This window comes from Microcoleus sp. Pol12B5 (assembly GCF_036701335.1).
Lineage (GTDB): Bacteria > Cyanobacteriota > Cyanobacteriia > Cyanobacteriales > Microcoleaceae > Microcoleus.
The window spans coordinates 87,804-110,206 of the sequence record NZ_JAUBQQ010000013.1 but is presented as its reverse complement, the minus strand read 5'-3'; the positions used below and the strand labels follow the sequence as shown (position 1 = coordinate 110,206).

The window sequence follows — 22,403 nt, the reverse complement described above, 5'->3', positions numbered from 1 at the left end:
ATTCTAATTAACTCATAATTTTGCCTGGAATATCATTCTACTATGTATTTGTGTAATTAATTCTGTCTAACTACTTATTAGCCCTAGAATAGGGAGCATCTCACTTTTGCAGCCAAGCTATAAATTGGAGTTGGGAGGCAGAAGGCAGGAGGCAGGAGGAAATAGGAAGAAATAAGGAGCCAGAAGAAGTGTTTTTACAAATATGAGATGCTCCCGATCGAATGTAACACAAAAATTAACTGTTTAATGGGTTATCAAAAAAGACCAGAGTGATGAAAGGATGGCCAAGCATTTTCATCACTAAAAGCATTAATAGCTTTAGTAATCGCTTCATCAAGAACATTTGAAGGTGGATACGCTTCAGGGCGGAAAATCGCTTTGATTTTTGCCCACTATAACTAGATGGGAGATAAATCCGGCGAGTATCGAGGTAATAATTTTACTGGGGAGCCGATAGATAGCATCAAAAATTGACGGCTTCAGCATTATGAACAGGTAAATTATCCATAACTATAATTGTGCCAACCCATAACTGCGATTCATCTGTGGACTAAATCTAAAATCTAAAATTTAAAATCTAGTGACAGTACCGTCACAAATCTACCGACCCACCGTTCGTCCCAACTTCACCAAAAGACGATCGCTGCATTGTATGATGATCCGGATGGATGTGGATCATGGTTGAAATGACGGATTGTGGTTTAAAAACAGGGTTTTTTAGCCAAAATTCTGCGTTGATAGTGACGGATTTGGCTGGAAACATCCAGGTGATGAGGCTCAAAAGCCTCTCCAGGACTGTGTTGGGATGCACTTTTGATTAAATACGACCTCCAGCGTGCGTCGGCTTGCTGTGAAAGCCAGTTAAAAAATTTTGATTTGTGGGGAACTCTTGGGGAAAATCTAAAGTCTGGTCAACTACAGTGTACTTAAAAGAAATCGCAGCTTAGTTCCAGCCCCATTGCGGGCGATCGAACTCTCCGGCGATCGACAGTGCCCGCGGGCCCGGTGCAACTTCTCAATCTTGAGAGCATACTCCCATTAAAAATGGTCTCTGTGTATCTTCCGGGTATTGTTTGAATAATGACTAGCCATATCGATGGTCATTATGGTAAACTCGCAAACGTTTAACTGGAATATTTTCGTGTTAGAGGAGGCAGTGGTGGAGTCGAGAGTCAAAAGCAGGAAACAACCGAGATTTGCTGCTCAACGAATACAGGATTCAACTCGCGCTCCGAGGCTCGCTGCTGACAATTTAAATTACATGACAGCTTATAGCAGCCGGGTAAATTAGGGTCTCAACCGATGTCCGGTTTCATTTATTGAATCCCTTTGGAGGGAAAAGTGTATTGTAGAAAAATGATTGATCTTTTAGGAGGAGTGTAAATGACACAGGTAACAAATCCAACACAACCAGCAAGTTCATTACCAGGTGGTGGTGGCGGTGGCTCAACCGTTATCGGCATCACTGGCGCCAACAGGTTGAACGGCAGCGATGGTAGCGATATTATCCTGACTTTTGGGGGCGCAGATGTCGTCGCTGGTGGCGGTGGCAACGACCTGATTATTACCGGAGGCGGAAATGACAGTATCGGTGGCGGCGACGGCAACGATAATATCTTTTCAGGCAGCGGCGCCGATGTGGTCGCTGGGGGCACCGGCGACGACCGGATCTTTGCTGGTAAAGGGGATGACCTCGTTGATGGCGGTGACGGCAATGACTTGGTTTCTGGGGACAGAGGCAACGATACCGTACTTGGCGGAAGTGGCAGCGATACAGTCTTTGGCGGCCAAGGCAACGATATTGTCGACGGCGGCGACGGCAACGACACTGTATACGGCGGTAAAGACAACGATACTGTCAATGGTGGCGGTGGCAATGACTTTATCTCTGGCGACAGAGGCAGCGATGTCCTGATCGGCGGTGCTGGTAGCGATACGTTCTACTTCTTCTCCAGTGGTGGCGATTATGGCGTAGACACGATCACTGACTTTACCCCAGGCGAAGATAAGATCCGCTTGAAGCAGGGCGGTGTGTTCGCTAATTTGGGTAGCAGCTTCGAGGCAAGCGAGTTTGTCGTCGTTTCTAATTTCAACGCAGCTACTCCAGGAGCAACCACGACCAACAAGTTGGTCTACGACCCAACAAGCGGTGCGTTGTACTTCAACGGCGCCAGCGGAGTGCTAACTATTGCTCAGTTGCAGCCTGGCCTGACAATTACCTCGAACAACTTCGAGTTGTTCTAAAACAACTGGCTGTTGTGGGGCAGCACCGGATAAGATTCGGGGCTGTTCTCACAAAGCCGGTAGTTTTAAAGGATTTCAACCTCACTCTGCTACCAGCGGAGTGAGGTTGAAATCTTAAATGCAGGAAATGAAACAGGGGCAGTTAAAAAAAAGTCGATCGACAGTTATTGATAAAATTAATCGATCGCCCGATCGGGCAAAATATAAATACAAAGTTTTTAAATTACAATTTCTAGGTTTTACTGAAGCGGTAAAGAAATCGCAACTGCTGGCTAGCAATGAGCACTGAAGAATATATCCGGCAAGCCCAAATTTATTTGAACCGGGGGAAGTTAACTGAGGCGATCGAGTTTTGCAAAAAGGTGATCGAACTTCAACCATTTTCGCCCTCGGCTTACACGACTTTAGGCGAAATTCTCGACGCTCAAGGCGATCCGACGGCGGCAAGAGACGCTTTTGTGCAAGCTTTGGAGATTTCGCCCCAGTTTTTTCTGGCTCATGCTTATTTGGGTCAACTTTACAGCGACTATGCGTGGCTGGATGAGGCGGTTTTTCACTACCGACAAGCTCTGGATTTGAAACCAGATTGGGCGGAAGTTCATTATAACTTGGGAAATGTTTTTCACAAGCAGGGTAATTTGTTGGGGGCGATCGACTGTTACCGAAATGCGATCGCCAAAAAACCGGATTATCTCGATGCTTTATACAATCTGGCTGTGGTTTTAGATGAAAATAGTCAGCTCGCAGCGGCAATGGATACCTACCGACAGGTGATTGCTTTAAAGCCGGATTACGTGGAAGCTTACACCAATCTGGGTGTGATTTTGCTAAAGGACGATCGGGCTGCTGAGGCGATCGAGGTTTACCAGCGGGCGATGGAGATTAAGCCGGATTGGGCGACGCTGCACAATAATTTGGGTCAAGCCTTGCTGGACAAAAATCCCGATCGGGCGATCGCATCTTACCTCACCGCTATTGAGTTGGAGCCGGACATGGTTTTGGCTCATTACAATCTGGGGAAAGCGTGGCAATTACAGGGGGAACATTCGGCTGCGGTTGCTTGTTTTGATCGCGCGATCGAGATCAATTCCGACTATATTTCGGGCTATACAGACGCTGGGTTTTCTTTGATGGTTTTGGGCAAAATTGCTGAAGCCATGCCTTATTTTGAGCGGGCAATAGCTCTGAAGCCTGATTTTGTTGAGGCTTACTGCCGCTTAGGAGACAGGCGCAGAGTTGCGGCGGTAGAAGATGATGAATTGTCAAGGGCGATCGCTGCGTGCGATCGATTTCTCACAGCATTGATGGGAAGGAAGAAGGAAGAAGGAAGAGGGAAGAAGGATGAAAAAGAAACTCTTCCCAATGCCCAATGCCCAATGCCCAATGCCCAATTACCAATTGCTAAAATTTGCGATAATTTAGCCGAAATTTACTTGCATTTGGGAAATGCCTTAACAGAGTACGGCGGGCACGAATCTGCCACCACTTATTATCAAAAAGCTTTGCAAATTCAGCCCAAAAATGCAGAGCTTTACTGGCGGGTGGGAAATTCCTTAGCCCAGCAACAGCGCTTGGGCGCAGCAATTGCAGTTTACCGCATAGCTTTGACGATTCAACCTGCTTTACCGCAGGTTTATTTTGAGTTGGCAAAACTGCTGGAAAAACAGGGGCGCTGGGAACGGGCGATTGATTATTATCAAAAAGTTTTAGAGCTGCAATTACACGGGTATGGGGAGCAGAAAGAATGGAAAACAAAGAGTTTTATCTTGCCAGATAACACCTCTCTAAAACCTCCTCACGGTATTTATTTAGCGAGTTGGGATTGGCTAGTTAATGCTAAGCTGGATGCTGATAATTATGTGGAAATATTTTGGAAATCGGCACCAGAAGCAAGTGCAGAAAATATTCCGAATTCCCAATTTGCGATCGCTAATTCCAAATTGGCGAATTCCGATTGTGCCGGGTTAACTTGCGGGCTGTGTTTGCAGCGACTTTCTAAGTGGTTCGATCCGGTGCATTTGGGTTGGGGAATTTGCCGTTTGTCCAACTCGCAACCGATACCTGTGGAGGCGCCCAAGACTTTTGTGGCAGCAATTCCCAACGGGCGAGTTTGGATTGTTCCACAGGAAAATTATTGGCTGATTTGTAAGGCGATCGCTGTAATTACTCCTGACAATTATTTATTGGCTGATGTGTCGAGAGACTATCCGGGGTTTTTGCCGGGATGCGAAAAGCATGATGTTAGAAAACACAGCGTTTTTCAGTTAGAATCCTTTCCAGGTTTAAAGCAAATTGACGGCAGCGTGGCGGTGCTTTCTGGTTTGTCGGGAAATGTCTATTTTCACTGGATGGTTGATGTTTTGCCGAGGATAGAATTGCTGCGGCATAGCGGTAGGAATTTTGCGGAAATTGATTGGTTTTTGGTGAATAGTTGTCAGCACCAATTTCAGCGGGAAAGTTTGAGAATTCTGGGCATTCCCGAAGAAAAAGTCTTGGAGAGCGATCGCTTGCCTCATATTCAAGCAACAGAGTTAATTGTACCGTCTTTTGCGGGATATTTGGGCTGGCCTTCTGGGTGGGCGATGGATTTTTTGAGGCGCGAGTTTCTCAAGGGAATTGTACCTAGTTCGAGCTATCCAAAACGCATTTATATCAGCCGCAGCAAAGCAAGATACCGACGAGTCTTGAACGAGGAATATGTGGTTGAGGTTTTGGAGAAATTTGGCTTTGTTTCTATTTTACCTGAGTCTTTGTCTTTGGCAGAGCAAATTGCTCATTTTTACCACGCTGAGGTAATAGTTGCAGCCCACGGCAGCGGCTTGACAAATACGATTTTTTGTCGCCAGGGAACTAAAGTAATTGAGTTGGTGTCGCCTCACTATATCAGCCATTATTACTGGGGAATCAGTCAATATTTGCAGTTGGAACATTACTTTTTAACGGGCGAGGCTTTTGAATGCTATCCTATTAGACAGTTGATGTATCAGAATTCGCTGACTGAGGATATTTTAGTGAACTTGAGTTCGCTGAAAAGGATGGTTGAAGTGGTGGGTTTGGGTTAGTTGGTGTCTGGAGAAAGTTTAATTATGCCCTCGATTGAGAAGATGGAAAAGGCAGCGGTTGATTTGAGTCGGCAAGCAGAAGTTTATTTAGCCGAAGGAAAGTTGAATGAGGCAGTTGCTGCTTGCGAGTCAGCGTTGAAAATTGAACCGAATTTGGCGGCAGCTTGTCAGACGCTGGGAAAGGTGATGCAGGTTCGAGGTGAAATCGAGCAAGCTAAGCATTGGTATGAAAGGGCGATCGATCGCAATCCAAATTTGCCGGAAGTTTATGCTAATCTCGGCATTTTGTATTCTCAAGAAAAACTGTGGGAAAAGGCGATCGCCAATTGTGAAAAAGCGATTTCGCTAGCGCCTAATTTTGCTGCAGCTTATCGGCAGTTGGCGAGAATTTGGACGCAGTTAGAGAAGCCAGAAGAGGCGGCAGAGTGCTGGTATCAAGCTTTTAATATCGATCCGAATTGGGCAACTGCTGACGAGCACGTCACTCTAGGAAATAGTTTAGTTGAATTGGGGAAGTTCGATCGCGCTCTTGAATGTTATTCGCGGGCAATTAAGTTAAACCCGCAACTGGCAACAGCTTATCACAATTTGGGGGAAATGCTGGTCGGGGAGAAACGGTGGGATGAGGCGATCGCCAATTACCGACAGGCCATTGCCATCAATCCAAATTCGTTTGAATCTTACCACAGTTTGGGTAAAACTTGGGCGGAGCGAGGAGAATTAAATCGGGCGATCGCCTGTTACCGCAAAAGCCTCGAACTCAATCCCAACTACGCTCGTGCTTACCTTGGTTTGGGCAATGTTTTGGTGCAGAAGCGTGAGTTGGATGAAGCTATTAAATGTTACCGTCAGGCTCTTGAAATTAATGATAATTCCTACTGGGCCTACAATTATTTAGGGGAAGCTTTGGCTCAAAAACAACTGTGGCCCGAAGCTATTAGTTGCTACCGCAAAGCTATTGCAATAAATCCCAATATTCCTTGGTTTTATTGTAATTTGGGAATTGCCTTAACCTGCGAACAATCCTGGGATGAAGCTGTTAGCGCTTACTTGCACGCGGTTCAGATTGAGCCGAATTTAACGGGCATCAATCAGAGGTTGGGATATGTTTTACGGAAGCGCAGCGAATCGGGTTTAGACAGCACAATCGAAACTTATTGTCAAGGTGTAGAGGTACTTGCAAGCGGGAAAATTTACCACAACTTGCTGGGAATTGAGTTAGATGGAGCGGAGTTTTATATAAATTTAGGCAATAGTTTAGCGAAACAGAAGCAGTTGGAAGGTGCGATCGTATTTTATAGCATGGCACTGCAAATTGAACCCAATGCTGCGGAAGTTGTCGCCCAACTGAATGATGTTCGGGCGAAACAACAGGAGTTATACGCACAAATTGCCACTTACCGCCACCAAATTGAAATCGATCCGAGCAATTCTAAGCCTTACAACGATTTAGGAAATATTTTACCCCAATTAGGGGAATTAGAAGAAGCAATTATTTGCCACCAAAAAGCGGCCGAATTGAGGGGTTGGGCTGAGTGTGCGGCGAAAGATTATCAATTTACCCAAGATTGGTTTACCCACAATATTCCTATTTGGAAACGGCATTTGCAGGAATTTACCGGAATTGCAGATTTTCAAGTTGTGGAAATCGGCAGTTTTCAGGGAATGTCGGCTTGCTGGCTGCTGGATAATATTTTAACTCATCCGACGGCAAAGATTACTTGTATTGATTTGTTTTTTCAACAACATTTTAAGGGCAATATTGTTAAAACGGGAGCAGCAGATCGGGTAATTGAATTAGAAGGTTACTCTCAAGATTTGTTAATTAATTTGACTTCGGAATATTACGATGTTGCTTACGTTGACGGCTGTCACAAACCCACCAGTGCTCTGCAAGATGCGATTTTATCTTGGAGGTTGGTGAAAGTTGGGGGATTGATGATTTTTGACGATTACGAGTTTACCTTTCCCGACAGCCCGGAGCAAGATACTAAAATAGGGATAGATATTTTTTTGGAGATGTTTGCAAGTCAGTTAGAAGTAGTACATAAAGGCTATCAACTGATTGTTAAAAAAATCGGCCATCAAAGTTTGGGCGAAGAGCAAACTCTGTTGTCTCTGGGTTGGGAAAAGTTGGGGGATATTGCAGCAAATGCGGGTTATTTGGATGAGGCGATCGCCCGCTATCAAACAGCTATTAAAATTAAGTCGGGGAACTACTTAACTTACCACAAGTTGGGTAAAACTCTACAAGAGAAAGAACTGTTTGAGGAAGCTCGGGCAGCTTACCAACGGGCGATCGCACTAAACCCTAATTTTAGTTGGGCTTACCACTTTTTGGGGGAAACTTTGCAGGCGATTGAGGAACAGGGCGACGCCGCTGCTGCTTACCGCAAAGCTATTGAGTTAAATCCCGATTTTTGTTGGACTTACAACAATTTAGGCGATGCGCTGATGGAGCTTTCTGAGTGGGAGGAAGCTGCTGTTGCTTACCGCAAATTAGTTGAACTGAATCCCGGTTTTTGTTGGTCTTACGATAGATTAGGTAAGGCTTTGATTGCACTGGAACATTGGGAAGAAGCGGCGGTGGCTTACCGCAAAGCTATTGAATTAAATTCTGATGATTGTTGGCTGTACAATGCTTTGGGAGAAGTTCTGGAATTACAAGAAAATTGGCCCGAAGCAGCAGGGGCTTTTAATCGTGCTATTGAGCTAGAAGCTGAGCATAGTTGGCTGTACAAAAAGTTGGGTGATGCACTGCGGAATCAAGGAGAATTGGAAAGGGCGATCGCCATTTATGAAAAAGGTATCAATCTCGATCCAAAATCCTGCTGGTGTTACGAAGGATTGGGTTTGAGTTTAATTGCAAAACAGCAGTGGGAACCTGCAATCACTAATTTAGTTCAAGCCCTGCAAATTAAACCCGATTTGTTTGAAGCATACGATAATATAGGTTATGCTCTGGAACAACAAGGAGAAGTCGATGAGAGCGATCGGGCAAAATGCAGTAATCAAAATTTACCCTTAAGTATTCTCGAAAAATACTGTGGGTTTACAGAAGATTTGACCGTTGTAGCAGAATCCAATCCGCACCTCACCTGCATTGACATCCATCCTGCGAGTCAAATCAATTTATCTGATTCCAAAACAATCGACAGCAGCCGCAGATTTTGGGAACATCAAAGTCATTCCAGAAAAGCTTTTGTTGCCGTATTGCCAAACGGACGAGCTTGGGCAGATGTTGTGACTACCGCCGTGATTACTTCAAACAATAAACTTGTTGCTGATATTTCAATGGGCTGTTCTGAATTGGTAATCACTTCCGACAAATTGACTCCCGCTGAACACGTCGATGGAAATGTGGCTTTTTTATCTGCTCGCTGGGGTGGAGCCGCTTATTTTCATTGGATGTTTGATGTGATTACGCGATTTGACCTTTTGCAGCGTAGCGGATTGATAGAAACTATAGATAAGTTTGTTGTCAATGCCTCGGATTCTTCCTATCAAGCAGAAACTTTAAAGATTTTAGGAATTCCTCAAGAGAAACTTTTAGAAAGTCGCTGCAATTTACATATTACAGCAGATAAATTAATAGTTCCTTCAATATCTTATAACGGATCTGGGGCGGTTTCAAAATGGAAGTGTGAATATCTGAAACAGACATTTTCAAATGAACAACAGCCTCGCAATACAGACTATTCAGAGCGAATTTATATCAGCCGCCAAAAAGCATCTTATCGGCAAATAGTCAACGATGAAGAGGTAATTAAATATTTAGAAAAATTTGGGTTCCGCAGTGTGAAGCTGGAAACGATGTCCATAGCGGAACAAGCATCGTGTTTGGCTGCTGCTAAAGTAGTTGTCGCACCTCACGGAGGGGGATTGACTAATTTAGTTTTTTGCAGTCCGGGAACTAAGGTAATTGAGATTTTTTCTCCCCTTTACGTTCCGCATTGTTATTGGATGATTAGCAATTTGTGCGGTTTGGAACATTACTATTTAATTGGTGATTTGGTTGATGATGGAACTCCGACCAGACCTTTACATAAAGATATGCAGTTGGATTTGAGTTCGCTGGAAAAATTACTGGCTATGGCAGGAGTTTTGCATGGATAATGACTACCACGATTTGGGAAATTCCCTGCAAGAATGCGGTCGGCTTGATGAGGCTGTTGCTGCATACAAAAAAGCTATTGAATTAAATCCTAATTTTTCTTGGTCTTATCACAGTTTGGGCGATGTTTTGCTGAAACTTGAAAAATGCGAGGAAGCTGTCGTTGCGTACAAAAAAGCTGTTGAGTTAAATCCCGATTTTTCGTGGTCTTATCACAATTTGGGCGATGCTTTGCTAAAACTTCAGGGATGGGAAGAAGCTACTGTTGCTTACCGCTGCGAGATTGCACTCAACTCAAATTTTGTTTGGTCTTTTTGCAATTTAGGCGACGCTTTAACTAAACTAAAACTGTGGGATGAAGCTATTGCTACGTATTTAAAAGCTATTGAAATTGATGGAGATTTGCCGGGAATTTACGAGAAGTTGGGATATGCTCTCGGGCAAACAGAGTCTGATTTAAAGTTGGTGTTAGAACAATATCAATTGCAAATTACACCGGAAAATTGGGAGTTTTATTTGAAGTTAGGAGAGAATTTAGCCAAGTACGATCGCCCAAAAAGCGCAATTATTATTTACAAATTGTTATTGACAAGGATGCCGAGTTGTGAAGAAATATCAGCGAAATTAGAGGACTTGTTGCAGCAGCAAGAAAAATGCGCTCGCGCATTAGCCTCATCTCGCGCAAGGGTAGCCCAGAAACCCGATGATTGCTGGTCTTATTACAATTTAGGTGCTGTTCTGAGCCACCAAAAATATTGGGAGGAAGCGGCGGCGGCATTTTTGCAAGCTATAGAAATAAATCCCGATATTCCTTGGTGGTTTTATTACAATTTGTGGGAAGTTTTTGTTAGGCAAAATAAGCTATATGAAGTTGAGAACTTGTGCCGCGAAGTTGTTGCAGCTAAACCGGAGGCTTTTTGGCCTTATCTGAATTTGGGGGAAGCTTTGACGAGGCAAGGTAAAATTGCCGAGGCGATTGATTTTTATCGAACTGTCAGTTTTAAACAAAGTTTTGCATCTATTATAAGTAATAGAACAGGCAATATGCCTGTTCTACAAGCAGATACAGGCATCTTGCCTGTTCTACAAAATTGGAACTTAAAAGCCGTCAAAGTTCCTAAATTTATAATTATTGGTTCTCAGCGGTGCGGCACAACTTCTCTTTATACTTATTTAGCGCAACACCCGCAAATTTTGACTCCGATTAAAAAGGAGATGGATTTTTTTTCGTGGCACTTTGACAGAGGTCTTGATTGGTATTTGGCTCATTTTCCGCCAATGCTGCAGGGAGAGCAATTTGTAACTGGCGAAGCAAGTCCAAGCTATTTTGACTATCGGGAAGCACCGGAACGTCTCTACAGCCTGTTTTCAGAGGCGAAACTGATTGTACTTTTGCGAAATCCGGTCGATCGGGCGATTTCTCAATTTTACCGCTTGACTGACTTAAACTGGGAAGCGCGATCGCTCGATCAAGCAATTAGCGATGAAATTGAACGGTTGAATCAAAATCCCGAATACATCATCGGCGAGGAACCGGGCAATTATTTAGCTCGCGGTAGGTACATAGAATTTATTAAAAACTGGCGGACTTTCTTTCCTACAGAACAGTTGCTAATTTTGAAAAGCGAAGATTTTTATGCAGATGCAGCGACAACAGTCAAGCAAGTTTTAGAATTCTTAGATTTGCCGGAATATCAATTGTCTGAGTACCAAAATGCTAATCCCGGTTCTTACCAGCGAGTAAATGAATCGGTTCGCGACAGGTTAAGCGATTATTTCCGACCTTACAATCAGGAATTAGAGGAATATTTGGGGAGGCAGTTTGATTGGGAATAAAGTTGAGCTAAGATTAGAACAACTTGTAAGGAGGTAATACCGATGCTGACGAGCGAGCTAGATACGCTACTTAAGGAACAAGCATTCCAACGCCAAGATCCTGAAGATCGCTACATTACCGATACCGCCAACTGGGAACAATACGAGACACTGCTGAATCGGATTGGAGATGCGGCAGGATATCGAGTTACTTATTTAGATTGAGTTTTGGAAATTATGTCGCCTTCTCGCCGCCATGAAAGTAGAAAAACTCGCATTGGAGATCTGCTGCTTATTTATTTTGTAGAAGCTGACATCGAATATTTCCCTTTTGGGTCTACAACTCTGCGACAAGAGGAAAAACGTGGCGGTACGGAACCAGATGAAGCTTACTGTATTGGCACAGATAAAGAATTTCCCGATTTGGTAATTGAAGTGATTATTACCAGTGGCAGCATCAATAAACTAGAACTGTATAGAAGGTTGAATGTGCGAGAGGTTTGCTTCTGGCGAAATAACAGATTTTCTATCTACCATTTGCGAGAAGAAATCCCGGTTGAATTCGTGCCAAACTGCGGTTATGAATTAATCACACAAAGCGAATTGCTACCGGGAATTGATATCGATATATTGACAGAATGTGTAAAAAATCCTCACCCGTTAGCAGCAGCAAAGGAATGGAGACAGAATTGCCGACCTACTTAAACAGCAAGTTTTAAATCTGCTAGCTGTCGCAAAGACAATGAACTGAGCTCGCGCGCGCCCAAGTCCGAGAAAAAACCCGCCTAGCCTTGACAAGTCATACTCGTTATGAGTACGCTATAATAAGCAAAGGAATTGAACCCAAGTACCCAAAAATTTAAAATCATGCTGACGAACCAAGAAGGTCAAAGAGTACCCAAAGTCACCTTTCGCACTCGCAAAGACAACGAGTGGGTCGATGTCACCACCGATGATATATTTGCAGGCAAAACCGTAGCAGTGTTCTCGCTGCCTGGAGCTTTTACTCCCACTTGTTCGTCAACGCACCTCCCCGGTTACAACGAATTGGCGAAAGTTTTCAAAGAAAACGGCGTAGATGAAATCGTTTGCATTTCCGTCAATGACACCTTTGTGATGAACGAGTGGGCCAAAGACCAAGAAGCAGACAATGTGACATTAATTCCCGACGGTAACGGCGAATTTACCGAAGGCATGGGAATGCTGGTAGACAAAACAGATTTAGGCTTTGGCAAGCGGTCTTGGCGTTATTCGATGCTGGTAAAAGATGGCTTGGTTGAAAAAATGTTTATTGAGCCTGATGAACCGGGCGACCCTTTCAAAGTGTCCGATGCCGAGACGATGCTCAACTACATCAACTCCGCAGCAACCAAGCCGAAGGTAGTTTCGCTGTTTACAAAAATGGGCTGTCCCTTCTGCGCTAAGGCTAAGGCAATGCTGAGTCAGAAGGGCTTGGATTATGAAGAAATCGTCTTGGGTCGAGATATCACAACTCGATCGCTCCGGGCTGTGACTGGGGCTACAACTGTGCCGCAAGTATTTATCGACGGCAAGTTGATCGGTGGTTCCGAAGCCCTAGACTCTTATTTGTCAGTTGCTTAGTTAAACAACAATAACTTAGCCTGCGGGTGCACAGTGCACACATTCGTTGTAGGGTGCGTACTGTGCGCCTTTGCCGTATTTGGGGGTATTTAGCCCGATCGAGCTTCTGAGTCAAAAGTTTGATCGGTCTATTGATCCATTCTCGTGCAACAATTACTGGGGAAGTAATATTAAAAACGCAACAAATGGGAGTGACCGATCGTGGATTTGAGTTTAGTATCGTCAAATATCTTAAATCCCCCAATATTAGCTTTTTTCATGGGAATGCTGGCCATTTTTCTCAAATCTGATTTAGAAATTCCAGCGCCCATCCCTAAACTGTTTTCGCTGTACCTGCTGTTTGCGATCGGATTTAAAGGTGGCGTCGAACTGTCCAAAAGCGGAATTGACCAGCAAATCGCCCTGACAATTTTGGCAGCGATGCTGATGTCAATGCTAGTACCAGTTTATACTTTTTTCATACTGAGAATCAAACTTGACTCCTACAATGCTGCCGCGATCGCAGCCACCTACGGTTCCATCAGCGCCGTCACATTTATTACCGCAACCTCCTTCCTCACAGCACAGGGGATCGACTTTGACGGTTACATGGTAGCCGCGCTAGCATTAATGGAATCCCCGGCAATTATAGTAGGTCTCATTCTAGTCAGTGTATTTGGCGGGGAAGAAGGAAAACGCGAAATAGTTTGGCCAGAAGTGTTGCAAGAAGCATTCCTAAACAGTTCAGTTTTTCTGCTGATTGGCAGCCTAATTATGGGCGTACTGACAGGAGAGCATGGTTGGGAAGTTATGAGCCCGTTTACTCAAGACTTGTTTTACGGAGTTCTGACTTTTTTCTTACTAGACATGGGGCTGGTTGCTGCTAGCAGAATTAAAGATTTGCAAGAAGCAGGAATTTTTCTGATTGGCTTTGCAATCCTAATTCCCATAGTCAACGCAGTAATTGCTTTGGTAATAGCCAAATTAATCGGAATGCCGCAGGGAGATACTTTGCTGTTTGCCGTATTGTGCGCGAGTGCTTCTTATATAGCAGTACCAGCAGCCATGCGCCTAACTGTTCCCGAAGCGAATCCAAGTCTTTACATTTCAACGGCCTTAGCAGTGACATTTCCATTTAATATCATTGTAGGCATTCCCCTGTATCTATACGGAATCAATATGTTTTGGAGGTGAGATGATGGAGTCAGTCAAAAGAGTAGAAATCATAGCCCACTCAGTAGAACTCGGCAAGATTTTAGACGGTTTAGACAAAGCTGGCGTACCCGGTTATTCGGTGATCCGTGATGTCGCTGGAAAAAGCACTAGGGATCACGTTTCCCGTGATTCATCAATGACGGCGCTGGATAACATTTATGTGCTTGCTTTTTGTTCACCAGCTCAAGTTTCAGCAGTTGCAGAAAACATTAGACCCGTACTCAATAAATTTGGTGGGTCGTGTTTTATTTCAGATGCGGTGGAATTGCTAATTACTAGGTGCGTCGGGTAGTCATTAGTTATTAGTGATTGGTGATTATACCAATTCGGAAAATTTGAGCTGCACCTATAGCAATCCTAAATCATTTGTAAATTGCTTACTCCCTCCCCGCGAGTTCGGGGAGGGTTTGGGTGGGGTAAAAAAATTACGACTCCTGCAAAGATTGCTATAGATTGTATGCCCTATGTCTAGGGCCACGGCATTGCTGTGTCCTTGCGCGTATCTGCGACTTTAATCCTAGGCTTTGGTTCCGACAATCGCCACTGGTGAGAATGCCAATCCGTTTCGCCTTTTGAATAAGTTTTTTATTATTACTTTAGACTGATTTTGAAAAAGCGATTTTGAAAATAATTTCTGTCTATTATAGCACTTTTACAATTTGACTTAAATCAGCCATTAGCCATTAGTCAGCGGTTATTTCAGGATGAATTGCCCTTCCCAGCCGGGGGATAATTCAGAATTCTTAAGAGATAGAAAAGAATCAGTTGCAAAAATCAGTGAGCGTGGTAAATTCTAAGCCACAACAGGCGATCCTCTGCGAGGGCTTCGCTAACGCCCGATCGACTAACGATATTTTCAATAGGAGTTTAAACATGGCTGCATTAAAAGTCGGCATCAACGGATTTGGTCGCATCGGACGGCTAGTCATGCGTGCCGGCATCAAAAACCCCAACATCGAATTTGTCGGCATTAACGACTTAGTTTCGCCAGAAAACCTGGCTTATCTTTTCAAATACGACTCCACCCACGGCATTTACGACGGCGAAGTTGAAAGCAAACCCGACGGGATTGTCGTTGACGGAAATTTTATCCCCTGCACAGCAATTAGAAATCCTGCCGAATTGCCCTGGGGTAAATCCGGCGCAGATTATGTTGTAGAATCTACCGGATTGTTTACAGATTTTGAAGGCGGATCAAAACACTTGACGGCGGGAGCAAAACGAGTAATACTTTCAGCACCGACAAAAGACCCGGAAAAAGTTCCAACTTTTCTAGTAGGCGTCAACCACCATAAATTTGACCCAGCCACAGATACTGTTGTTTCTAATGCTAGCTGTACGACGAATTGTTTAGCACCAATTGCCAAAGTTATCAACGATAACTTCGGTTTGGAAGAAGGTTTAATGACGACAGTTCACGCAATGACAGCTACTCAACCAACTGTAGATGGCCCCAGCCAAAAAGATTGGCGGGGAGGACGCGGTGCGGCTCAAAATATTATTCCATCTTCGACCGGTGCAGCGAAAGCTGTTACTTTGGTGTTGCCAGAATTGAAAGGAAAATTGACTGGAATGGCTTTGCGCGTGCCAACTCCCGACGTGTCTGTAGTTGACCTTACTTTCAAAACGGCGAAGGAAACTAGCTATAAAGAAATTTGCGAGGCAATGAAAAAAGCTTCAGAGGGCGAACTCAAAAACATTCTTGGATATACTGAGGATGCAGTTGTTTCGACAGATTTTAAGGGCGACGCGCGATCGAGCATTTTCGATGCAGGTGCGGGAATTGAACTGAATTCTAAGTTTTTCAAAGTTGTTTCCTGGTACGACAACGAGTGGGGTTATTCTAGCCGCGTGATTGACTTAATGCTGTCTATGGCCGAGAAAGACGGAATTTTGAATAATTAATTTTTTTGGGGGTGGCATTGTGGGCGGGCTCGCGTATCCACCCCACAAACAAATTCCTATGATGTTTTGTGGAACGGGCCGGACAGCCCGTTCCTGATCATGTTATCTAATGTGAGTTAAACTTTTTTTATTTCCGATTCGATCGCGCTTATGTCTGAATTACCACCGCTGAATAACGAAACTATTTGGGCTATTCTCAACGAAGAAATCGACGATGCTGCTGTCAACCGATTAGTTTGGCAATATCTGGGCTACCGCTGGGATGCCGAGACTGGCAAGTGGAACAGTGCAGGTGTTGCAGCCGAGTGGCGGCAAGAGTACCCGGAACCGCCGGATTTTATCGATTCTAGGCCGGCGACGGTGAAATTGACTCGATCGACTCCTCCAGAAAACAAGCAGTTGCTGAAGGAAAAACTGGGCTTTAAAGGCTATAAAATTGGGGAATTCGGGCCCAGACAGACTCGCAGGGCGACGATGGCTAATTGGTTGATGAGTTTTATGGAAGCTGGGGCGTAAGAGGAATTTTGGATGGCTGTGCGGTTGTGGCCACCGTTAAAGTACAGAGATATTAAATTTATTGACATGAAAACCCCTAAATCCCTATAAAGGATTGAAAGCTTGATTAAACTCTTCCTTTCTTTCTCAGTGTCCTCTGCGTCCTCTGCGGTTAATTAACCAAAATTAAGCCTGTTGAAAGTCCAAACACACTCAAGCCCCCCAATTCCAACCTCCTCACCCCCCAACCCTGACATCGGGCTGTTCCGTAAAGTATCCTAGAGTCGGCACAAAACAACTGTGAGGTAAGCTTTATGAAAACAACCACTATATCTCGCTTAACCAGCATTTCCCTCGCTACTCTAATGCTAGCAGGCGTTTCAGTAAATGCGATCGCCACACCAGCCACCACCGAACCCGCAACCCAACTCGCCCAAGCAACTGCCAAAAAGCGCCTAGTCGTCATGGACTTCGACTACGGCCCCACCAACAGCTATTACACTTCCTACAGGGGAGTCGGCGCCGCCAAAGGCATCAGCGAACTGCTAATCAACGAACTCGTCAACAACGGCACTTATACAGTAGTCGATCGCAGCAAACTCGAACAAGTGCTCAAACAGCAAAATCGCAGCGGTGCGATGGATGCTGGCACAGCAGCCGAAATTGGCAAACAATTAGGAGTTGACGCCGTGCTCATCGGCACCATTACCAAGTTTAATATCGACAAACAATCCGGCGGCGGCAGTTTCATGGGAATCGGCGCGGGTTCACAAAAAACCAAAGCTACCGTTCAAATAGATGTGCGGTTAATCGGTACAGCTTCGGGAGATATTCTTGCCACAGCCAAAGCAGTAGGAGAAGCAGATCAAAGCGATTCTAATATTTCTGTCAGAGGTATCAGCAGCAATTCTGGCAGCAGCAATGAAGACTCACTTTTGAGCGCGGCAGTTGACAAAGCCGTATCCCAAATGGTGACTAAACTGGCAGAAGTATCTAACAAATTAGGTTAGCAATTTTGAAACCTTGTTAGATTTGAGATTGGTAATTTAATAATTTCCCATCTCAAATCTAAAATTATGCCAGCTACTTGACCACCGATGGTATCAGTTATATCATGTCCGATTGATTAACCATAATGTCCCGGTCGGGGCGGGTTTTTGAGATTGTTAATTATTGCCAGGTACTTTTGGGTCACGGGTCCCTACAAAAATCGCGATCACTAGACCGGACATGATATTAATCTTAGTTTTGTTGAGAAATCTGCATTTTTGTTTCTACTAAACTCTATCAATTTAGATAAATATACTCAAGCATTAACAGTTTAATTAGCATTAGGATTTGATTCAGAATCAACACATTTCCCCTTTTGAATTGGGTTTAAGGATAGGTTAGATACTACTTTAGAAATGGCATCTTGTTCTTGAATCCATCCGATTTCCCCCGGTTGCAGCTTGGTGCTTTCTACTTCAACTGTTGGCTTAATTGGCGGGGAAGGCGAGGGATTTGCCACAGCGGGAGATGGATTCAGTGTCGGTTTTGAAACTGTAGAAAAATCTTTATTTGACTCGGGTTTGGGAGAGTTAGACCGCACTATTTCAGCAATCGAACAAACTTTCAATTCCAGCCAATTGCCTTGAGGCGTAAGCTGTTTGTTTGTCACCTGCAAAACGCTGCCGGCAGGGACTGTTCCTTTGACAGTCAACTCACCGATTGCGCCTCGCAAATCCAAGCCATCGCCCTCTTTTCCTAATTCCCCAGCCGCAGAACTTTTAATCTCTATAAATGAGCCAGTTTCTAAAGATTTGACCGGAGAAGCTACAGATTCAACTGTTTTCTCCGGCGTCCTTCCAGCTTTAATTAAACCGCCTTTGCCAAAAATCGACTCCCCGGCAGTATCGATCGCGCGACCCACCGGAGGGATGAAAAAATAAGCAAATACACCCCCCAAGCCTAATAAAAATAAAATTTTCAGCAGCAGCGAAAATGGGCTTTTGCTTTTTTCCGGCTGTAACAACTGCGTTTTTCCTTCAGAATTAGCACCGCCAGGGCTTGTCGGCCCATTTAAATCCGTTGGCAAATCCTCGCTGTCGGAAATTAGTTCGATCGGGGTATCTAAAGGTGCGACAGACAGTTCTGTAAAAGTATTGCCGTCTTCCCTCAAATGTGCTTGACAGTGAATTAAAGCAACAGTGACGTTATCGTGACCGTTTCTAGTATTAGCAATCTCAATCAGTCGATCGCGCGCCTTACCCAAACTAATGCTACCGTCGAGAATTGGCAAAATCTCCGCTTCCCAACATTCCTCAACCCGGTCTTTATCACTCAAACCGTCGGAACACAGCAGCAAAACGCAGTCTTCATCCACCGGAAAACGCTGTATAGTCGGGTGCAGAGTGTTGGACGAAGTAATCCCCAAAGCTTGAATCAGAGCTCCGGCGGCCACTTGTTCCAAAGCATCCCGGTAGAGAGAGTAGCCCAAACGCACCTCGCGGCAGGCCACATTATCATCGAGAGTAAGTTGATAGCAGCCGGTGCGGGTAATCCAGTAAGCCCGGCTGTCTCCGACGTGGGCGACGTAGAACTCGTGAATGTGGGCTAAAGCCATAACTAGCGTAGTTCCCATCCGCTGGCGGCCTTGGCGGTGTTCGCTGTCGTTGCGACTGGCTATCTTGTCGTTAGCAGCACAAGCCGCCCGTTCCAGCTTGGAAGTCAGGCTCAACGGGTCCCAATTAGCCTGATGCAGGGGCATTTGCTGCAACTTGTCGCGCAGCACACCAATTGCTTCTTCCGAAGCGACTTCGCCGCCGTCTTGTCCGCCGATACCGTCGCAGACGATCGCGCAAGCTTCTGCGCCCGGGTTTCCTGCGAACAGCGTACCACTGGGCGGATAGCAAGCATCTTCGTTGTGAGCCCGGGATCTGCCTACATCCGTGCCCGTGGCAATTTCAACGTGACGATCGTAAAATCGGCCGCACTTTGCCAAAGCTTTATCCAACTGGCCCATCAGTTGTTCGCCGTGGCGCACTTGACCGGCAACCATTTGCTGGCAAAGTTGCCTTAAAAAATTGGCAATAGTTGGGTGAGCATCTTCGAGCCACTGCTGCCACAATTTGCCCAACTGCGACAAATGAGGCGGTTTGCGATCGGGCTGCAATTCCAGAAACCGCACCAATTGCCCTTCTACCCGTAGCAGTTCGGGAGTCAACAGCGTCGAAGCCACGCCCTGAGCGATACACGGCTGCCACAACTGGGCCATTTGCCACAGCCAATTGAGCTGGCGCATCGCTGCGGCTCCTTTCCAGGAGTCCGCCAATTCCGGCATTAAAGATTCCGTCACCTTCAAAATAGGCACGTTTTCCAGTAGCCAGATATCTCCCGATAGCTTGCTCATCTTGGACGATACCAGGCCGTATACTTGAGGTACGTGCAACTGATAGGCAAACAGTCTCAGATAAGGAGTGACAACACTCGGAATCTCTTCGGGCAGTTCCGGCAAGTGTTCGGGTTGAGTATCGACAAGAAGTCGATCGCGCTTGACCAAGTAGCGACCAGCGATCAGATCGCCTGGCTTACACCCTTTGATCCCTTCACCTAAAGCCCATAAGTAGTGTTTTGCCACAGAGTTTTGCATAAGGGTTCCTGACGCCTTTGGGCAAGCGTGCTGATCTGAACTATTTTAGCGATTGAACCTCGACGGGTTGATACGTGGCGATTATTTGACACCCCCGCTTTCTCAACAGACGCAGATTCTTAAGACTTCGCAGTCCTAATATCCTGATTTTTCAGGTTCCCGGGCTCACCACGTTTCCACTGTTGTGTGCGTAGTGATATCTGACTTTCCCCCAGTCTAGGGGTAGGTTTTAATGTCTTGTACTGACACGAACAGTTTACCATTTTGTTGACGGCCGGATGAATCTTGCTATGAGCTTTCAGGGTTAGACGATCGCGCGACACCCCAGTCATCGGCTGGAAATCACGCTGTTTTCAGCATATTCCTGATAGCGGCAATTTCCGAAGAAATCGCGATCGTCAAGTGAATTGAGATTTTAGACTAACTATAATGGTAGGATGCTGGTACGTAGAAATCACCTGAGCCGACAGGTATAAATAAATATCACTTCTCGGTTTTCTCGCCAAGGGTGTTCATTGCCTCGTGACCGAGTTTCGCAAGAGAAGTTAAATTTAACCCTACCCAAAGACGGATACAAGCCCCCAGATTCATCTGTGGAGTCAATCTCAAATCTCAAATCGACTGACGGATGCCAGCCCCCGACAGGAGTCGTGGAAAGCCAAAAAAATTAGATGTTAGTTCAAGCCCCCAGATTCATCTGTGGAGTCTATCTCAAATCTCAAATCTCAAATCGACTGACCGGCCTCTGCAAGCTGTTGAGTATTTAACCATGCCCCCACATGATCCCAGCGCCTTTCCCAAGAATTTGTCCGATCCGAAGCTACTGCCGGCAGTTGAAATAGACGAAATACTCACTAGCATTCAACATTCTCACAGTTTCTATTACAAAGTGATGAATCTTGAGGTTTGGGCTCTGGTGGAAACCTTGGATGGGCTGTTTCCTGGCGCTTGGGGTCAGTTTATGACCAACCGCCAACTGGCAGTTAAACAGTTTTTGGAACGCGATCGCGTTCCCAATTCTCCGGTTGATGCTGGGGAGGCGGGGGAGAAGTCCGATCGAAGTCGGAAGAAGGAAGAAGTCAAGAGTCAGGAGTTAGGAGTCAGAAACAAGCAGGAAGAAGAATAAAAGCAGATTTTCCCAATTCTCCCCATCTCCACCTTTCCTCTGTATCCAAGTCTAAATCTCCCTCTATCCCCAAAGCCAGAGACGAAACATAACCCTCTTTTTCCCCCGTACTCCCCTGATTAAGAGGAGTAGGAGGGATCAAAACTCAGCTACAAGCGACATTTATTATGGGTTTCAATCTTAAGTTGACATAAATGCCGATCGCCCGATCGCCCTTACAGGTGAACTTTGGCATCAACTTGAGGCAATCCCATGCTGTAGTTAACAGCGCGGCTGTTGAGGTTGTAGCTGATTTGGCCTTTTTGTAGGAACGATCGTACCAAGTGTTCCAACTCCGAACCGATACGGCGGAGGTTGTACTCGGTCAAGTCTTCGCCCTCGTAAGCGTCTACGAGTTGGTCGAATTTGGCCTGTACCTGTTTGACTGACTCGTCATCCCAGTTAAGCTCGTTATCTGGGTCAATGTCGAGCGTCAAAAGGTCATTGCTGGGTACGAGTTCGTTATCTTCGAGGATGGCGGTGTATATGCGAATATGGCGGGTTGTTGACTTAAGCTGCATGAGTTCTTATGTGTAAAGATTTTTTGCTGAACTAATTGTAATGGCACAGAGATGCGCGGGGAGGGTGGGCGATCGTCAATTTCTCGGAATCCCGAAATATTTTAGTTGTTCGACAGTCCAATTTTTGTAATATTCAGTTTTCTCTAAAGCATCCGAAGCGGGCTTCAGCTTAGAATTTACTTGAACAGTGAAGCCCGGATAGGGCATCCTTCTAGTATGAAGTCCGTCAATATTAAAATCTTCTTCGGGATGGATGTGAAAAGCCAGCAAGCCCAACTCTGAAATCTGATTATTCAATTTGTCTATCAATTCTTTAGTTTCGGGCGCACTAATTGCAGTTTTTTCGGGATTAATTACTACCATTATTTCAAATTCCGAATTGTAAAATTCATGAATCGATTTCATGATGGCAGAATCGCGATCGAACTCAGTCAGCGCTGAAAACCGCTCGATTTTGAATAAAATTTGATTAGCCAAGCGTGCCTTTTTAGCGAAGGGACAAATCGGTAAATCGCTGAAAACGGGATGCGACAACTCGACAAACTCGGTCATCCATCTGAGGGTAGATTCTATAATTTCCGTGTCAGATTCATTCATCGACAATCTATGTATTTGATCTTTAATACTAATCATAATCTATTTCTAGGGCGATGCA

Annotated in this window: 17 protein-coding genes; 14 read left to right on the top strand and 3 right to left on the bottom strand. The window is 45.0% G+C overall.

The window, feature by feature from the left end; genetic code table 11:
• Window positions 1–1,383: 1,383 nt before the first annotated feature.
• The 13 genes from QUA24_RS09715 (at window position 1,384) to QUA24_RS09655 (ending at window position 17,441) form a co-directional block, all read left to right on the top strand.
• Entirely contained in the window at window positions 1,384–2,244 is an 861-nt protein-coding gene (locus tag QUA24_RS09715; protein WP_333229175.1) for a calcium-binding protein, read from the top strand.
• A 118-nt stretch (window positions 2,245–2,362) separates the two neighbouring features.
• The gene (locus QUA24_RS09710) at window positions 2,363–2,533 is read left to right on the top strand and encodes a hypothetical protein (RefSeq protein WP_333229173.1); all 171 of its coding nucleotides are present in this window, start codon (window positions 2,363–2,365) and stop codon (window positions 2,531–2,533) included.
• The gene (locus QUA24_RS09705) at window positions 2,523–5,306 is read left to right on the top strand and encodes a tetratricopeptide repeat protein (RefSeq protein WP_333229171.1); all 2,784 of its coding nucleotides are present in this window, start codon (window positions 2,523–2,525) and stop codon (window positions 5,304–5,306) included. Before QUA24_RS09710 ends, QUA24_RS09705 begins: the two co-directional genes overlap by 11 nt.
• A 24-nt stretch (window positions 5,307–5,330) precedes the next feature.
• Window positions 5,331–9,422, top strand: a complete 4,092-nt coding sequence (locus QUA24_RS09700; protein WP_333229169.1) for a tetratricopeptide repeat protein — start codon at window positions 5,331–5,333, stop codon at window positions 9,420–9,422.
• Entirely contained in the window at window positions 9,415–11,256 is a 1,842-nt protein-coding gene (locus tag QUA24_RS09695) for a tetratricopeptide repeat protein (RefSeq protein ID WP_333229167.1), read from the top strand. Before QUA24_RS09700 ends, QUA24_RS09695 begins: the two co-directional genes overlap by 8 nt.
• A gap of 42 nt (window positions 11,257–11,298) precedes the next feature.
• Window positions 11,299–11,460, top strand: coding sequence for a hypothetical protein (locus QUA24_RS09690; RefSeq protein ID WP_333229165.1), 162 nt, complete (start codon window positions 11,299–11,301; stop codon window positions 11,458–11,460).
• A 12-nt stretch (window positions 11,461–11,472) separates the two neighbouring features.
• The gene (locus tag QUA24_RS09685) at window positions 11,473–11,940 is read left to right on the top strand and encodes a Uma2 family endonuclease (protein WP_333229163.1); all 468 of its coding nucleotides are present in this window, start codon (window positions 11,473–11,475) and stop codon (window positions 11,938–11,940) included.
• A 162-nt stretch (window positions 11,941–12,102) separates the two neighbouring features.
• On the top strand, window positions 12,103–12,837 hold the full coding sequence (locus tag QUA24_RS09680) for a glutathione peroxidase (RefSeq protein ID WP_333229162.1): 735 nt from the start codon (window positions 12,103–12,105) through the stop codon (window positions 12,835–12,837).
• 201 nt (window positions 12,838–13,038) lie between these two features.
• Complete coding sequence (locus tag QUA24_RS09675) at window positions 13,039–14,010, top strand: sodium-dependent bicarbonate transport family permease (RefSeq protein WP_333229160.1); 972 nt, start codon at window positions 13,039–13,041, stop codon at window positions 14,008–14,010.
• A 1-nt stretch (window position 14,011) separates the two neighbouring features.
• Window positions 14,012–14,323 (top strand): P-II family nitrogen regulator, encoded by a 312-nt coding sequence (locus QUA24_RS09670; RefSeq protein WP_223300725.1) that lies wholly within the window; start codon window positions 14,012–14,014, stop codon window positions 14,321–14,323.
• A gap of 581 nt (window positions 14,324–14,904) precedes the next feature.
• Window positions 14,905–15,936, top strand: a complete 1,032-nt coding sequence (gene gap / locus QUA24_RS09665; RefSeq protein WP_333229179.1) for a type I glyceraldehyde-3-phosphate dehydrogenase — start codon at window positions 14,905–14,907, stop codon at window positions 15,934–15,936.
• Between the two features lie 150 nt (window positions 15,937–16,086).
• Window positions 16,087–16,452 carry a DUF1823 family protein gene (locus QUA24_RS09660; RefSeq protein ID WP_333229157.1) on the top strand — a complete coding sequence of 122 codons (366 nt, stop codon included), beginning with the start codon at window positions 16,087–16,089 and terminating at the stop codon, window positions 16,450–16,452.
• Between the two features lie 293 nt (window positions 16,453–16,745).
• Window positions 16,746–17,441, top strand: a complete 696-nt coding sequence (locus QUA24_RS09655; protein ID WP_333213497.1) for an LPS assembly lipoprotein LptE — start codon at window positions 16,746–16,748, stop codon at window positions 17,439–17,441.
• A 311-nt stretch (window positions 17,442–17,752) separates the two neighbouring features.
• Here the strand turns inward: QUA24_RS09655 and QUA24_RS09650 are convergent, their stop codons facing one another.
• Window positions 17,753–20,062: a protein phosphatase 2C domain-containing protein gene (locus tag QUA24_RS09650; protein WP_333229155.1), complete on the bottom strand. Its 2,310-nt coding sequence runs from the start codon at window positions 20,060–20,062 to the stop codon at window positions 17,753–17,755.
• A gap of 769 nt (window positions 20,063–20,831) precedes the next feature.
• Here QUA24_RS09650 and QUA24_RS09645 point away from each other — a divergent pair.
• On the top strand, window positions 20,832–21,188 hold the full coding sequence (locus QUA24_RS09645) for a hypothetical protein (RefSeq protein WP_333229153.1): 357 nt from the start codon (window positions 20,832–20,834) through the stop codon (window positions 21,186–21,188).
• Window positions 21,189–21,403: 215 nt separating this feature from the next.
• Here QUA24_RS09645 and QUA24_RS09640 read toward each other — a convergent pair whose 3' ends face one another.
• Entirely contained in the window at window positions 21,404–21,748 is a 345-nt protein-coding gene (locus QUA24_RS09640) for an NAD(P)H-quinone oxidoreductase subunit M (protein ID WP_333213493.1), read from the bottom strand.
• A gap of 75 nt (window positions 21,749–21,823) precedes the next feature.
• The gene (locus tag QUA24_RS09635; protein WP_333229151.1) at window positions 21,824–22,345 is read right to left on the bottom strand and encodes a hypothetical protein; all 522 of its coding nucleotides are present in this window, start codon (window positions 22,343–22,345) and stop codon (window positions 21,824–21,826) included.
• Between the last annotated feature and the right edge of the window lie 58 nt (window positions 22,346–22,403).